Origin of the sequence: Corynebacterium jeikeium, from assembly GCA_003955985.1 — a bacterium.
In the GTDB taxonomy this organism is placed as follows: Bacteria; Actinomycetota; Actinomycetes; order Mycobacteriales; family Mycobacteriaceae; genus Corynebacterium; species Corynebacterium jeikeium_D.
This window is the reverse complement of the sequence record CP033784.1, coordinates 1,190,669-1,205,619: the sequence shown is the minus strand read 5'-3', so window position 1 is coordinate 1,205,619 and position 14,951 is coordinate 1,190,669. Positions and strand designations below refer to the sequence as shown.

The window sequence follows — 14,951 nt, the reverse complement described above, 5'->3', positions numbered from 1 at the left end:
CTCCGCATTGTGTGCGGAGAATACCGAGCCGAAGCTCAAGACTTAGGCTGCAGAAGGTGGCCTGCGAGTCAGAACCAGTGCGACCGGACCACTATTAGAACTACCGCCAGCACACGTACCACTGTCGGACATTCCGCAGTTGGAGCAGCCTCCGCCTGGGCACATGCCGCCGAGGGATTCCCTTCGCAGTTGGCCGGTGTGTTCCATTCGGTCAAGGATGAGGTCTACCGTTGTTCGCTGCAGGCCGGTGATTTCGCAGATTTTGCGTCGGGAGCTAATACCCTGCGCAATTGCATCTTGGACAGCTTCTGAAGGCCGACGAGTAACCGTCGTATTCTTCCTGGCTCTAAAGAGTCCCACGGCGATAGCTCCTTTCCGTATCGGAATTCTTGTTGGACCTGATTTCTAGTTCGCAAGTGTGACTTAGTAGCTTGGCCGAAGCTACTAGGAATTTACGCGGCTTTACAGGAACAGTTTCAACCCTTGGAAAACAATCACGGCCAGTGCCCATGCTACGACCAGCTGCGCTAGCAAACCGAAGCCCGTCCACTTCAAGCCGATCTCGCGACGTTGTGCCGCGAGCGTAGCCACGCACGGTGTGTAAGCCAGCAGGAAGATCATGTATGCCCAGACTGCTGCCAATCCGTGCCCATCGGATGCATTGTCAAAGTCACGTCGAATATTGTCCGCGAGTGGGCTGGAGGCCTGTTCGGTCGAATCCGAGTCGGTGACGTCCTCTACTGCATAGGTCTGTGCCCAGGTAGAAATGACGGCTTCCTTGGCCACAAAGCCCGTCACCAACGGACCTGTCAGGGACCATGTGCCGAAACCTGCCGGGTTAAACACAGGAGCAATAGTTGCGCTGACTGCACCGTATGCGGAGTCCTGCGGTGCCAGGTCTTCATCGGCAAAGGAGTGCCCGGAGACAACCGGGATAGACATCAGTAGCCAAACGACGATGACAGTGCTGACGATGATTCCACTAGCGGTCTGCAGGAAGCCCTTCAGTCGCATCCACATCACAGATAGTGCCAGTCGTGCGGTCGGTAACTGATAGGTTGGCAGGTCAATGACCAGCGGTTCCGACGGCATGGTGCGCCACAGGGTCTTACGCAGTGCAATGCCGGTTAGGACAATCAACAGAATCGAGATCACGTACATAGCGAAGACAACTGTGCCCGCGTGTTCCGGGAAGAACACCGCACCCAACATGACATACACGGTTAGGCGCGCCGAGCAGGAGGTAAACGGAACCAGTAGTGCCGTCAATATACGGTGGCGCGGATTACTCAGCACACGTGTCGCCGAAATCGCTGGCACGTTACAACCAAAGCCGACGATGAGCGGAATAAATGCCTTCCCCGGAAGACCAATTGCACGCATGACACGGTCGGCCACCACGGCTGCACGCGCCATATACCCTGAATCCTCGAGCACCGCGAGGCACAGGAACATGAGTGCCATCAGAGGAACGAAGGTCAGTACCATACCGACACCGCCAATAATGCCGTTGACAAGCAGCCCCGTGACAATCGGATGATTCCATCCCATCGCTTCCAAGCCGCGGGTAACCAAATCTGCGAAGTTACCGGTAATAAGGGTTTCCAAACCGTCCTGGAGCGGAGCCGCTACCGTGGTCGTGATTTGGAAGACTGCCCACATGACCGCCAGGAACACAATCGGTCCGAGCACCGGATGAAGAACCACGTTATCAATGCGGTCGGAGAACGTCTGGCGATCCTCTACCCCGCCTGTTGAGGCCGCGACGGCTGCATCGATAGCGGCAAAGCGTGCCTCGTCCAAGCTTTCAATCGATTCGCCATCCGCCTGACGAATCGGCGACAGCACCGAACTACATCCGTCCAGAGCTGCTGCTACTGCGTCGGCCAACCGTGTCATTCCCGCTTTACGACGGGGATCTAGCGCCACCACCGGCATACCCATAGCTGACTGCAATGCGTCCGGATTCACATCGATGCCCTTGGCCTCAGCCGCATCGAGTTTGGTCAGGGCCAGAACGATGCGCTGAGGCTGTTCCGCCAATTCCGCAGCCATATAGAGACTACGCCCCAAAGCCGTAGCGTCGACCACAACTACGACGAGGTCGGGGCGTTCTCCCTCTGGTTTCTCGATGAGCATCTCGCGAGTGAGCTCTTCGTCCGGGCTCATGGCATCCAGCGAGTAGGCACCAGGGAAATCAATGACATCGTACTCAGCGACATCAGTCTTCCATGCGCCACGGCTGACCTCCACGGTCGTGCCCGGCCAATTGCCCATCTGCGCTTTCGCGCCAGTCAAACTATTAAACAGCGTTGACTTACCGGAATTCGGTGCGCCAACAACTGCGACAACAGGTGCACCATCTTTTGCTGGCGCTCCACCACTACAAGCATGACAGCTCGGCGTGGATGCGAATTTTCGCGTTGAGGAATCCGTAGGTGTTGTCATTGTGAACTTTCAGGAAGAATGTGAGGAAAAGGAATGTAGGGTACTAACCCGCGACGGACATCTTGCGCAGCGTGCTGGCATCGATGGCGTAACGCGTTGCGCCAGCATGGACGATACGTCCACCGCCACTGGTGCTCCGTCCGACAGTGACACTCATTCCGGGGCGAAGCCCGAGTTGTGAAAGCCTGCGGCACAGGCGCTCATCCACATGCGACGCGCCCAGAGTGACGGTTGCCCCCACCGGGACGTCAGCAAGCGACTGAACGTCATCCGACTGTTTTCGAGACCGCAGTCCAAGCATGAGAGACCTCGCTTATATCGATAAGAATTAAGCTAAACAAATGATGTTTATGAAGGCCAGCCTACTCTTAGGTACGCCTAAATGCAATAAACCGGGTACACCTAAGGAAGGTTATTTATCTCACACTTAACATTTGCCTATTTAGGATGGCAGAACCGTTAGCCTCGTTCGAATTGTCGACGCAGTGTGGACGCAGTGTGAGGACTTGGGGCCAGGTGAACTGCGGAACTTAACTTACTCCCATGCGATTCGTTAGTTCGCAGTTGAAGATATGGGAAGTATCATCGGAAGTTATGACTACTGACTTGCGAAGCATTGGCATGGACTACCCAAGCTGGCGAGACGCGATGGAGGCCGCGATTGCCAGCGACAATCTCTCGGTTATCGGCGAGGTACGCGGTGGTCAGCTGGTCCGTTTCGAAGATTCCTCTGGCGCGCGCTTGCACATCCTGGGTGTTGAACCATTTTCTACCTACGCAGGTTTCGCGGGCAGCCCGACCGTCACTGCGCATGTCTCCAGTGTGGACGATGTCCTGGCGCTGGTGGAGATTGTCGAGGATGACCCGTCTTCGGACGATTTTGACAAGGTCATCGAGGTCGCCTGCTGTCTACTGTCGCAGGGACCGATGATCGTTGATGCCGGCACACAGACCTTCGAGCATGTCGCACTGTCCGCGTTGGCAACTGAATTCACTCTCGACGCATCTTCTGAGGATTACGAGAAGCGCACTGGCAAAACTCCGACAACCCTCGACTTTGCAGGTGCCAAGGCGATTGTCGGCGACCAGGTTGGCAAGGCCTCCCCCAGCGCCACTGTCAAGCTGGCTGGTGTTATCAACAACTCTCGCAAGCATGTAAATGAGCTAACTGGAAAGAAGTTCTGGGTGCTCAACCTTGCGCTACCGACTCCCATGGATGTGCTCGTCCCCGGTGGCGACGAAGCGCCTCAGCCGGGCATGGTTGTCTCGGGCACTTTCTTGCTGACGGGTGAAATCATCCCGCCACAGGGCTGCGGTGGCGGTTGCGGTGAAGGTGGCTGTGGTTGTGGCGAAGGCGGTTGCGGCGGACACTAGTTCGCTAACTCGCGCCCGCTTCGACTAACCCGCCAGCCCCGTTGCGCTAGCTACCATTCACAGGGCTTCCAGCTCAATTTTGCCAAGCGTGTGAATCACGCTCGGACCGGTCAAGATCGCCGAGAAGGCGCCATCGGTATTGCTGGCCTCGTGGACATCCACGGTCACCACGCCACCGGGCACCTTGACCGTCACCGCTCCCTCGGTGCGGTCGGCATCGGTCAGCGCAGCAATAGCCGCTGCAACCGTACCGGTTCCACACGAGCGGGTCTCACCCACTCCCCGTTCGATCACTCGCATGGATACCGAATCAGAGGCATCCAGCGGGGTGACAATTTCCAAGTTGAGGCCGTTCGGGAACATGGCTTCGTCGGCACGCACCGGCTTGGTGGCACTACCCGCCGCCTCTAACTCAAGCTGTGCCAAAGTATCGGCATTCAGACCAGGCATAACGCAGGCCAAATGCGGATTTCCCACGTCAACACCAATCCCGGCGAATTTCTGTGCAGTCTCGCCCGAACCAATGAACGCAGTAGCCACACCGAGCACCTCCGGTTGCCCCATGTCTACCCCGACAACCGCGTGCCTGCGGCTGAGCTCATCAATCGAGACAGCGCGCAGCCCTGCTCGAGTGCCCACCCGCAGAGTTCCGTCGACGACACTATCCGGACTGTGAATTGCGGCAACATAGTGCGCAAAGACGCGGACACCGTTACCACACATCTCGGCGATGGAGCCATCGCCATTGCGGTAGTCCATAAACCAATCGTCGGCTTCAACCCCCTCCGGCAGTGCCGCCAAGATACCGGCATCCACGAGTTTCCCCGCACGGGCAACTCGTAGAACGCCGTCAGCGCCAAGACCACGCTGTCGATCGCACACTGCCGCGACCAGCGACTCGGTCAAATCGAGCGACACCGAATCATCTGGGAAAATTAGAAAATCGTTTTGCGTACCGTGGCCTTTGGCGAATGAAACCATGCCCTCGATGCTAGCGGGACAGCCGAACCGGCTAAAGCCCAAGCGCAGAAAAAGCCTGCCCCGGCACATCACCGGCCGCGTCAAGCCACATGATTCGATGATCACGGTTGAACCAGGAACGCTGCCGCCGCACATACCTCCGAGTCCCAGTAATCGTGCGTTCACAGGCCGTATCCAGGTCGTAAACGCCATCGAAATAGTCCAGTACCTGCGCGTAACCAATCGCACGGCTAGCAGTTACGCCTTCGCGCAGCCCCTGTGCAATCAAACCCTCAGTTTCCTCCACCAGGCCGGAGGCAAACATGCCTCTGGTGCGCTGTTCAATCCGCGGATTCAGCCATTCCGCCTGCGTGCGTAATCCCAGGATGCGAGTGTTCCACCGCGGGGGCTTATCTATCGACGGTTTCGACGCCGCAAAAGGTTTTCCTGTTAGCTCGATGACCTCCAACGCCCGGACGGTGCGCCGCGGGTCGTTGGTCTCGATAATCGCCGCCGCATCCGGATCGATCTCGGCGAGCCGGTCATGCAACGCCGCCGGCCCGATCTCGTTCTGCACCGCCTCCCACTTCGCACGCACCTCAGGGTTCGTAGGTGGGAACTGCCAGTCGTCCACCAACGCCTGTACATACATCATCGACCCACCGACAAGGATGGGGACTTTCCCCCGCGCACGAATGGCCTCAACATCCGAGACTGCCTCACGCTGATACGTCGCCACGCTCGCCGGCTGCATCACATCCAGCACATCGAGCTGATGGTGCGGAATCCCCCGCCGCTGGTCCACCGACAGCTTCGCGGTCCCGATATCCATCCCTCGATACAGCTGCATGGAATCGACATTGACGACCTCACCACCAAGCTGCTCCGCGAGCACCAGCCCCAAATCCGACTTTCCCGACGCCGTCGGTCCGACCACCGCAATCGGCACCGGCAAGCTCTCACTCTCGAAAGCCGTCACTACTCAGTTCACACTCCTGCACAAACTTGAAAACGCACGCTATTACTTCGCAACACACAGCCAGCTGGCCACGTGGTAACCGATGCCGTAGGGCGCGCCGTCATAGTACACACGCTTTACGACGGCCATTCCTACCCCATTCCAGCTTTCAGCAGCTTTGCTCAGCTGCAGCCATAACTCGGCCGCGTACTCGCCAGGAGCTGGAAACTCAGCATTTTCCACGTTAACGGTGGAGCACTCCTGACCCGCAATCTGGCTGCACAGCGCATCAACTTCCGCTGCGCCCTCAATTGCGCCGACCGGGGATTCGTCCGCAAGACCGAATGCGCCGTCGACAAGCACGAGCAGACGCGTGTAACCGGCACCGAGCGCCTCAGCGATGGATTCGAAGCACGCTGACTGAAGAATGTGGCCAGTGTGACCGGCAGGAATACGTCGCGCGTAGTCTTCGATGAGCCAGCGTCCCAGCAGCTCTGGCAATTCGGTACCGCCGGACACCGTGACATCAACCCCATACGGGCGGAAACTTCCCGGCTTGTTGGGCTCATGCGATGGCTCCTCCGGCAACGTGCCGGTGATGATGGCGACCGCGCCGGGCTCCGCGGGTTCGTCATGTGCCCACAGCGTTGCGACGGCCTGTCGGGCACACTTCCGCAGTTCCGTGGCAGTGGGTGCAGAACCGCCCAGCTCCTCGACGATGAGGAGCGCACGCGGAACGATAACAAGCCGAGGAAAACGGAAATTCACGTCCTCAACGCTACCGTGAGGGGCTAGCCGATGCCTTATTCCGGCGGGGTTACGCGCGCTGTGCCAGAATTTTTGGGATACTCGAACTGATACCGCAAGTGTTTGATGGCAGCCGTGTCGCGCGGCAGTTCTGCATGAAGATTGGAAGAGGTTTACCTACTATGACCGGTACCAGCAATTCCCCTAAGCCAGGTCCACGCCCGGGTCCACGTCCAGGGCCTCGACCAGGCGCGATGCCGGCTCATCGTAAGGCCCCTGGAGCTGCTGCAGCGCCCGCAGGATCGGCTGTTGCGGCACATACTGTCCACAATGACCCGAAGAAGTTTGGCCGTATTGACGAAGACGGCACTGTTTGGCTAATCACCAGCGCCGGTGAGCGCAATATTGGTTCCTGGCAGGCCGGCACCGTGGAAGAGGGCTATGCCCACTACGGCAAGCGCTACGAGGATCTGGCCACCGAAGTCGAGCTGTTGGAGTCTCGCATTGCCTCCCACCCACAGGAGGCACAGACCATTTCCCACAACGCCGCTGAACTGCGTGAAAGCCTCGCTACTGCCACGGTTCTTGGCGATATCGATGCGCTGGATAAGCGCCTTGCAGAGGTTATCGCCTCCTCCCATGTCGCGGAGGAGAAGGTCGCACATGACAAGGCAGAACGCCGTAAGAAGGCCATCGCTCGCAAGGAGGAGCTCGCTGCAGAAGCCGAAGAATTGGCGGAGAACTCCACCGAGTGGAAGGTCGCCGGCGACCGTATCCGCGAGATTCTCACGGAATGGAAGCAGATCCGCGGAATCGACCGCAAGACTGATGACCAGCTCTGGCGCCGTTACTCCCGTGCACGCGATTCTTTTAACCGCCGCCGAGGTTCCCATTTTGCGGAGCTGGATCGCAACCGTGCTGCAGCTCGCCGCGCGAAAGAGGACATCATTGAGCGAGCTGAAGCGCTAAAGTCTTCCACTGATTGGGGTGGCACCGCTGCTGCTTTCCGCGACTTGATGGCTGAGTGGAAGGCTGCTGGTCGAGCCCCACGCGAGGTGGACGACAAGCTCTGGGCACAGTTCAAGGCCGCCCAGGACGAGTTCTTTGGTGCTCGTAATGCGGTCAACGCCGCCCGCGACAAGGAGTTCGAGGAAAACGCCGCAGCCAAGGATGCCCTGCTGGCCGAGTACGAAGACCGCATTGATCCGTCCAAGGGCCTCGAGCACGCTCGCAACGAACTACGTCATCTGCAAGAGAAGTGGGATGCCATCGGCTTTGTACCGCGCGGTCGTGTGCGCGAGTACGAAAACCGCATTGGCGCACTGGAAAAGCGCGTCTCGGACGCGGCCGATTCGCAGTGGCGCCGCACCGACCCCGAAGCGCAGGCTCGCGTCCAACAGTTCGCCGACCGCGCGGCCGAGTTTGAGCAGAAGGCTGCCGAACTCGAGGCGAAGGGCAAGACTTCTCAGGCCGCCAAGGCCCGTGAACAGGCCGAGCAGTGGCACCAGTGGGCAGAGCAGGCCGCGGAGACTCTCAAGGAGCTCTAACAGAAGCTAGTTGTGTGTCGGGGGAAGCAGGTTCTCGCTCTCCGGCGTCCGCAACAGAATCCTGGCTCAGCTACGCGCTGGCAACGCGTCGATGGTTAAAAGTAAGGGGCTCTCTTCCGGAATGGAAGAGAGCCCCATACTTACTGCGCTAGTTAAAAAGTCTCACTACTCGTCGCTGACCTGTTCGTCCTTTTCGCCGGTCTGCTGAGAGACATTATCCGCGCTACTGCCCTGCTGGACACGATTGCGTCGGCGAGCGCGTTCACGGCGGTCGTCGACGACCTCAACATCCGTAGTCGTATTCGGGGTCAGGCCCGCCCGCAGGTAAACCTGCTGCGCGCGCAGTACCGGATCGGTGTCAGCGTGCTTGCGACGTTTCGTCGCGATTGCGAGCTGCTCCTTACTACGTCGGAAAGCGATGAAAGTCACGGAGATGGCCAGTAGAAAACTGCAGAAAATACCGAGCATCAGGCCGAAGGAAATACCCTCGCCGGCCAGTTCCTGTGGACGAGACTGACGCATCCAACCAGCGAAGACTGAGTAGACCATCTGAATACAGGCAAAAAACCAGGTGACGAATGCGAGAATCGTCGTCCGCGTAATCAGCGTGGCAATAGCTAGCAAGACACCTACCACCACGAGAATGGAGTAAATTCGCTCCGGTCGAGTCGTGAAGTACTGATGCGCAACATCCGTATCCAGCAACACATCAAAGCCCAAAACAACGCCCGAGTGCGGAAGGAAGAAACTCGTAATGAGGCCGATGACGGCAACCATCATCGGAATCTCCGCACGGCCGAGGTCCAGCTCGCCAGCGGCCTTGCGCTCCTGAACCCGCAACGCCTGCGCGGATTCCACCGACTGCTCGCTAGTGGATTCCATATCACTTTCCGGCGAAGCCTTGTCACTACTCACAGCCGCATCCCTCACTTACACTCGTTTTCTCCGGGCGTCCAATCTTTGGCAAGCCCAGACCAACTCCAATCGGAGCGGTCGTCGGAGTCTGACCGACCTCTACATTATCCCCCGCCTTAGTGCGGCGGTGTGTGAGCACACCGGAGTCAGCAATGAGGAAGTGCGGTGCGGAGTCGGTCACACGCACTGTCACGTAATCACCTGGGCGAATCTTGCGGTCGACGACGCCTGGTTCGCTTTCCGACGGGCTGAAGTGCACCAGGCGGCCATCCCGACTCCGACCTGACATGCGATGAGTCTCCGCATTTTTACGCCCATCGGACTGGCTGACCAGCAGCTCAACTTCCCGACCGACGAGCTTGGCGTTTTCTTCCTCGGAAATACGCTCCTGAAGCGCTAGCAGCCGACCATAGCGTTCTTTCACAACCTCTGGTGGAACCTGATCAGTCATGGTCGCCGCCGGAGTTCCCGGGCGAGGCGAGTATTGGAAGGTGAACGCCGAGCTAAAACGAGCCTTTTCCACCACGTCGAGAGTTTGCTGGAAGTCCTCTTCGGTCTCGCCTGGGAAACCGACAATGATGTCAGTGGTAATGGCCGCGTCCGGCATTTTTTCCCTAACCTTCTCCAGAATTCCCAGGAATTTCTTGGTGCGGTAGGAACGGCGCATGTCTTTCAGCACTCGGTCGGAACCGGACTGTAGTGGCATGTGTAGCTGATGAACCACATTCGGTGTCTCCGCCATAGCGTCGATGACATCATCGGTGAACTCAGCTGGGTGCGGAGACGTAAAGCGCACGCGCTCCAACCCCTCAATCTGGCCGCAGGCGCGCAACAACTTGGAAAAAGCCGAGCGGTCGCGTTCCATGTCAGGGTCGGCGAAGTTAACACCATAGGCGTTGACATTCTGTCCGAGGAGGGTGACGTCAGTAACGCCCTGCTCCACGAGTGCCTGTACCTCAGCGAGAATCTCGCCCGGACGACGATCGCGTTCCTTACCACGCAAACTGGGGACGATGCAGAAGGTGCACGTGTTATTGCAGCCTACGGAAATACTCACCCAACCTGCGTAAGTGGATTCACGCTTGGCCGGCAGCACCGAGGGAAATTCTTCCAGCGCGTCCTTAATCTCGACTTCAGCCCGGTCATTATGAGCGGCGCGTTCCAACAAAGCTGGCAACGAACCCAAGTTATGCGTGCCGAAGACTACGTCCACCCATGGGGCCTTCTTTACGACGACGTCCTTATCCTTCTGGGCCAAGCAGCCACCGACGGCAATCTGCATGCCTGGGTGAGCATCCTTGACCGGTTTGAGCTGTCCCAATGTGCCATAGAGGCGATTGTCCGCATTCTCTCGAACGGCACAGGTGTTGAAAACGACCAGATCAGGATTATCGCCTTCTGCAGCCGCTACATAACCGTTTTCTTCCAGCAAGCCAGACAGTCGTTCCGAGTCATGGACGTTCATCTGACAACCGAACGTACGTACCTCATATGTGCGAGGCGAAGACTGCTGCTGAGAGTTCAAAGAAGGGGTAGTCACGGCAGTTTAGGTTAGCTGTTTATGGCCCATTTCCCCAATCAGCGACCCCTTTAAACCTGACGGGTCCGCAGCCGGCGTGCTAATCCGGCGTGCGGTGGCACCGGCGCTAATCTGTGTCCTCTTCGAGTTCCCGGTATCGCTCTTCTAACTGATCCCGAGCAATGCTCATGGACAATTCAGAGGGGAAACCGCGCCGCGCCAGCACACCGACGACTTTGCGTAAATCCTTTTGCTTGGAGTTGAAGTCAGGTGCCACTGTTTTAATAGTGGCCGCTTTCTTCGCCGCTAGCTTCCGGGCGACTTCTTCTTCCGCGTTGTGCGTAATCTGCTCCAACGCATCTGCACGAAGAGAAGCATCAATGCCTTTTTCCTGCAGCTCCCGGTTCAAAACCATCTTCGACTTGCCGCGACTGGCAAAGCGCTGCCGCACCCATTCGGATGCGAAAAGCTCGTCATTAACCAATCCACTTCGGGTCAGGTCATCAACGACTTCTTCAATCATCGAGGTTGGAAACTCCTCGACTGCCTCGAGCCTTTCTACGAGTTCCTTGCGGGAACGCATTCGCTGATCGAGCAAGCGCAGTGCCTTAGCACGAATCGGGGCCTTGGATTCCTCACGACCCGCATCGTAGAGCGAACCACCGTCAGCTTCCGCAATCTGCTGAGCAAGCTTTTCGATAGTCTCCCGCACATCGCGGCCGTTACGATCCTCCACGGTCCTCTCTTTTCGTGTGTCGCGGCACTACGCCGTGAGCTAGCTAGTCTTCCAAATCATCGAAGTCGATGTCCGGCACGACATCGACAGGGGCATCGATATCGGTCTCATCCTCGACCTCCGCGAATTCCCCGACACCGAGCTTCTTCTTAATCTTGACTTCGATTTCCTGGGCAATTTCTGGATTCTCGCGCAGGTGCATACGAGCCTTTTCCTTGCCCTGACCCAACTGATCGCCCTCGTAGGTAAACCACGAACCGGACTTCTTGACAATGCCGTTATCAACGCCCATGTCAATCAACGAGCCCTCACGCGAAATGCCCTCGCCGTAGATGATGTCAAACTCTGCCTGCTTGAACGGCGGCGACACCTTGTTCTTGACTACCTTCAAGCGCGTGCGGTTACCCACCGCATCCTGGCCGTCCTTCAACGTCTGAATTCGGCGTACGTCACAGCGAACGGAAGCGTAGAACTTCAGTGCTTTACCACCCGTGGTGGTCTCAGGAGAGCCGAACATGACGCCAATCTTTTCACGCAGCTGGTTAATGAAGATGGCAGTGGTGCCGGTGTGGGACAGCGCACCAGTCATCTTGCGCAGCGCCTGACTCATCAACCGCGCCTGCAGGCCAACGTGGGAATCGCCCATTTCACCGTCGATTTCAGCCTTCGGAGTCAACGCGGCCACCGAGTCAACCACGATGATGTCAATAGCACCGGAACGCACCAACATATCTGTAATCTCAAGTGCCTGCTCACCGGTATCTGGTTGGGATACCAGAAGGTTGTCCGTATCTACTCCAAGCTTGCGCGCATAAACCGGATCCAGCGCATGCTCCGCATCAATAAATGCGGCAATACCGCCCTGCCGCTGCGCCTCTGCAATAGCATGCAGTGCGACTGTGGTCTTACCTGAGGATTCTGGACCATAGATTTCTACGATACGACCACGCGGGAACCCGCCCAGGCCCAAGGCCACGTCGATAGCGATATTGCCGGAGGGAATAACCTGAATTGGAGGACGATTGTCGTCCCCCAGGCGCATAACTGCACCCTTACCAAAGTCCTTCTCAATGTTCGCCAGAGCTACATCGAGCGCCTTCAGGCGATCATTGCCCTGGTTCGAAGCCGTAGCCTTCTTACGAGCCATAGTTCGTTGTTCTTCCTCATTGTCATTGTCGCGGTCATTGTCGCGTACGGTATCGGGTTCTGGAGCCGTACTCAGAGAATGTGTCTCCCGATTTTCATCCAAAACAGAAACTTCGCTCACACTTAATTAGGCGCGAAACTAGCCGTTCCGGTTCCAAATTGGTCCGCGACACCTCTACTGCCGGTTACACCCGGAAGTTATACCGAATCAGACGGATTGACTTCATCAGCACTTTCGATAATATGCGAAACCCTGTTCGAATGGCAACGACACGCAAGAGCCGTCGGCAAGCATTCACCGTCGTCTACGCCGGAACCTATTCGTCAGGACCGTACCAGCGGTCTTCAGGAATATCGTGTTCCCTACACAGCGCCCACCAGATATCCCGAGGTTCGACCCCGTCCTCGAGCAGTTCCGCGGGAGTTTTTCCATATTCCATCAGTACGTGGGAATGCAACAGCCACGGACCGTGCTGAGGCCCAAATTCGTGGTTGACGAAGTTGTGAAAATCGGCCAATCGCATGAGACCAACGTACAAGATACCTGTCACTGATACCTACCTGGGCGCCTTTTTGCATAGACGAATCCCCGGCCCCCTGCCTGAACAGTGCTCAACTCAGGGGTTTAAGATGAGAGCTGTGAATAATTCCAAGGTGTATGACCTCACTATTATCGCTGCTTTCGCAGCACTAATCATCGTGCTCGGCGGCATTGCCATTCCCGTTGGCGGCCTCGGCGTGCCAATCGTGCTACAGAACATGGGCATCGCACTGGCCGGGATGATTCTCGGATTCAAACGTGGCGGCCTCGCCACTACCCTGTTCCTGGCTGTTGGTCTCGTGGGTGTCCCAAACATGGCGGGCTGGAAACCACTTCTCGCCGCACTCCCCGGCCCTACCGTGGGTTACATTGTCGGCTATTTAATTGCCGGTTTCGCAATCGGCGCGATTGCCCAGCAAGCACCACGGGCGAAGGTTTCACGAATCAGCGTCTTCATCGGCGCAGGCCTCGTCGGAGTTCTACTACAGTACTTCTTCGGATCTGTCGGATTGACTTGGCGTATGGGACTTAGCTTCACCGACGCACTGATTACCAACGTCCCGTTTATCCCAGGCGACGTGGCAAAGGTTGTCGTAGCCGCGCTTATTGCTACTGCCGTACTGCAGGCTTTCCCTGATTTGCTTCCCGACGCTGCCAACCGTAAGCAAAGTCGTTTGGTTAAGGAAGCAGCCACCTCGGGCAATTAACCCCACAGAATTAGAAAGGGTCTCGAGTCGCACTATGCCCACCATCGCTTTTGACCGCGCGTCCGCAACCTATTCGGGACGCCAGATACTGAAGCCGACCACGCTAACTCTCACAGAGAACCGCATTGGCATTATCGGCGAAAACGGTGGCGGTAAGTCCACGCTGGTGCGACTCATTAACGGCCTGGGCCCGGTCACTGGTGGCACGGTCACGTATGAGGGCATGAATGTCGCAAAGCAGGCAAAGGCAATTCGCAAGAATGTCGGCTTCATCTTTTCTGATGCGGATAACCAAATTGTGATGCCGACAGTCGCAGAGGACATTGCCTTTTCACTACGCAAGCGAAAACTGCCAAAGGATGAGCGCAACCAGCTGGTGCAGGAAGCTCTTGAGCGATTTGGGCTCGCCAATCATGCTGACGCCTCGCCACACTTGCTCTCGGGTGGACAAAAACAGCTACTGGCGCTGGCGGCAGTGTTAATTCTTAATCCCACGACCATTATTGCCGATGAGCCCACTACGCTCCTCGACTTGCGCAATCGTCTCCACATTCGGAGTATTTTCGCCCAGCTTGAGCAGCAAATTATCGTGGTCACTCATGATCTGGATTTTCTTATGGACTTCGACCGGGTTATCCGCGTAAGCGCAGGAGAAATCGTCGACGACGGTGCGCCGAAGGAAGTTATTGACCGATACGTCAGCGATATGACTCGTGCGGAAGAAGGCCGCTCATGATTCATCCGGCCGATGTCCCGTTAGGGCTTTACCTCAACCATAAGTCGCCTGCGCACAGGCTCCCGACGGCCCCCAAACTAATCATAGTCATCGCATTTTTATTGCTCACCGGGATTCTCGTGGATACCTGGCTAGGCGGGGCGATTGCCCTGGCAATTGTCACCCTCGCTTATGCGGTGGCCAAGGTGCCACCGATGGTTGCTTTCCGACAGCTCCGTGGAGCCGTAATCATTTTGGCGCTGCTTTCCCTTCTCCTGTGGTGGCGCGCCGGGGGTGAGCAAGCGCTGACGACCTTCCTCGCGCTTCTCGCCGCAATCGCAGCGGCAATATTGCTAACGCTGACGACCCGCGTCAGCGACATCATGGATACTTTGACCACTGCGATGAAGCCGTTCGCCCGTTTCGGCCTACCAGTCGACACCATCGCGCTCGCACTATCGCTGACGCTGCGTATGATTCCGCTTCAGGTTATGGCCGCTGCCGAGGTACTGGAGGCTCGAAAAGCACGAGGGGCTGCCGGCTCAATCATTGCCTTCGGCGTACCTGTGGTCATCCGAACCATTAATCGCTCGAAGGCAATGGGTGATTCGCTAATCGCACGTGGCGAAGGTGAGTAG

16 protein-coding genes are annotated in these 14,951 nt (G+C 57.4%); 5 read left to right on the top strand and 11 right to left on the bottom strand.

From position 1 onward, the window contains the following. Positions 1–42 precede the first annotated feature (42 nt). The 3 genes from EGX79_05325 to EGX79_05315 all read right to left on the bottom strand — a co-directional run bounded on the left by EGX79_05325 (position 43) and on the right by EGX79_05315 (position 2,749). On the bottom strand, positions 43–360 hold the full coding sequence (locus EGX79_05325) for a hypothetical protein (protein ID AYX81651.1): 318 nt from the start codon (positions 358–360) through the stop codon (positions 43–45). Between the two features lie 102 nt (positions 361–462). Continuing rightward, a complete protein-coding gene (gene feoB, locus EGX79_05320) occupies positions 463–2,448 on the bottom strand; it encodes a ferrous iron transport protein B (GenBank protein AYX81650.1) in 1,986 nt (661 codons plus the stop codon). A gap of 43 nt (positions 2,449–2,491) precedes the next feature. Then, positions 2,492–2,749 (bottom strand): ferrous iron transport protein A, encoded by a 258-nt coding sequence (locus EGX79_05315; GenBank protein ID AYX81649.1) that lies wholly within the window; start codon positions 2,747–2,749, stop codon positions 2,492–2,494. A gap of 293 nt (positions 2,750–3,042) precedes the next feature. On the opposite strand from EGX79_05315, the gene EGX79_05310 reads away from it, so the two are divergent. Then, positions 3,043–3,822: a hypothetical protein gene (locus EGX79_05310; protein ID AYX81648.1), complete on the top strand. Its 780-nt coding sequence runs from the start codon at positions 3,043–3,045 to the stop codon at positions 3,820–3,822. A gap of 57 nt (positions 3,823–3,879) precedes the next feature. Here the strand turns inward: EGX79_05310 and EGX79_05305 are convergent, their stop codons facing one another. From EGX79_05305 to EGX79_05295, 3 genes are all read right to left on the bottom strand, one after another. After that, on the bottom strand, positions 3,880–4,803 hold the full coding sequence (locus EGX79_05305) for a diaminopimelate epimerase (protein AYX81647.1): 924 nt from the start codon (positions 4,801–4,803) through the stop codon (positions 3,880–3,882). Positions 4,804–4,834: 31 nt separating this feature from the next. After that, positions 4,835–5,737: a tRNA (adenosine(37)-N6)-dimethylallyltransferase MiaA gene (gene miaA / locus EGX79_05300; protein AYX82737.1), complete on the bottom strand. Its 903-nt coding sequence runs from the start codon at positions 5,735–5,737 to the stop codon at positions 4,835–4,837. A gap of 66 nt (positions 5,738–5,803) precedes the next feature. Further along, positions 5,804–6,508 (bottom strand): hypothetical protein, encoded by a 705-nt coding sequence (locus tag EGX79_05295; protein AYX81646.1) that lies wholly within the window; start codon positions 6,506–6,508, stop codon positions 5,804–5,806. A 161-nt stretch (positions 6,509–6,669) separates the two neighbouring features. Here EGX79_05295 and EGX79_05290 point away from each other — a divergent pair, with 161 nt between their 5' ends. Beyond that, positions 6,670–8,034, top strand: coding sequence for a DUF349 domain-containing protein (locus EGX79_05290; protein ID AYX81645.1), 1,365 nt, complete (start codon positions 6,670–6,672; stop codon positions 8,032–8,034). 165 nt (positions 8,035–8,199) lie between these two features. Here the strand turns inward: EGX79_05290 and EGX79_05285 are convergent, their stop codons facing one another. The 5 genes from EGX79_05285 to EGX79_05265 form a co-directional block, all read right to left on the bottom strand. Then, positions 8,200–8,916: a hypothetical protein gene (locus EGX79_05285; GenBank protein AYX81644.1), complete on the bottom strand. Its 717-nt coding sequence runs from the start codon at positions 8,914–8,916 to the stop codon at positions 8,200–8,202. Positions 8,917–8,941: 25 nt separating this feature from the next. Beyond that, a complete protein-coding gene (gene miaB / locus EGX79_05280) occupies positions 8,942–10,489 on the bottom strand; it encodes a tRNA (N6-isopentenyl adenosine(37)-C2)-methylthiotransferase MiaB (protein ID AYX81643.1) in 1,548 nt (515 codons plus the stop codon). A gap of 106 nt (positions 10,490–10,595) precedes the next feature. Beyond that, a complete protein-coding gene (locus EGX79_05275) occupies positions 10,596–11,204 on the bottom strand; it encodes a regulatory protein RecX (protein ID AYX81642.1) in 609 nt (202 codons plus the stop codon). A gap of 43 nt (positions 11,205–11,247) precedes the next feature. Then, positions 11,248–12,351: a recombinase RecA gene (recA, locus tag EGX79_05270; GenBank protein ID AYX81641.1), complete on the bottom strand. Its 1,104-nt coding sequence runs from the start codon at positions 12,349–12,351 to the stop codon at positions 11,248–11,250. A 316-nt stretch (positions 12,352–12,667) separates the two neighbouring features. Continuing rightward, entirely contained in the window at positions 12,668–12,901 is a 234-nt protein-coding gene (locus EGX79_05265; GenBank protein AYX81640.1) for a DUF3046 domain-containing protein, read from the bottom strand. 79 nt (positions 12,902–12,980) lie between these two features. On the opposite strand from EGX79_05265, the gene EGX79_05260 reads away from it, so the two are divergent. From EGX79_05260 to EGX79_05250, 3 genes are read left to right on the top strand one after another with little or no spacing between them, the layout of a single operon-like run. Further along, positions 12,981–13,598, top strand: coding sequence for a biotin transporter BioY (locus tag EGX79_05260; protein ID AYX81639.1), 618 nt, complete (start codon positions 12,981–12,983; stop codon positions 13,596–13,598). A gap of 34 nt (positions 13,599–13,632) precedes the next feature. Further along, positions 13,633–14,334 carry an ABC transporter ATP-binding protein gene (locus EGX79_05255; GenBank protein AYX81638.1) on the top strand — a complete coding sequence of 234 codons (702 nt, stop codon included), beginning with the start codon at positions 13,633–13,635 and terminating at the stop codon, positions 14,332–14,334. Beyond that, positions 14,331–14,951, top strand: coding sequence for an energy-coupling factor transporter transmembrane protein EcfT (locus EGX79_05250; GenBank protein AYX81637.1), 621 nt, complete (start codon positions 14,331–14,333; stop codon positions 14,949–14,951). The genes EGX79_05255 and EGX79_05250 overlap by 4 nt, the downstream gene beginning before the upstream one ends.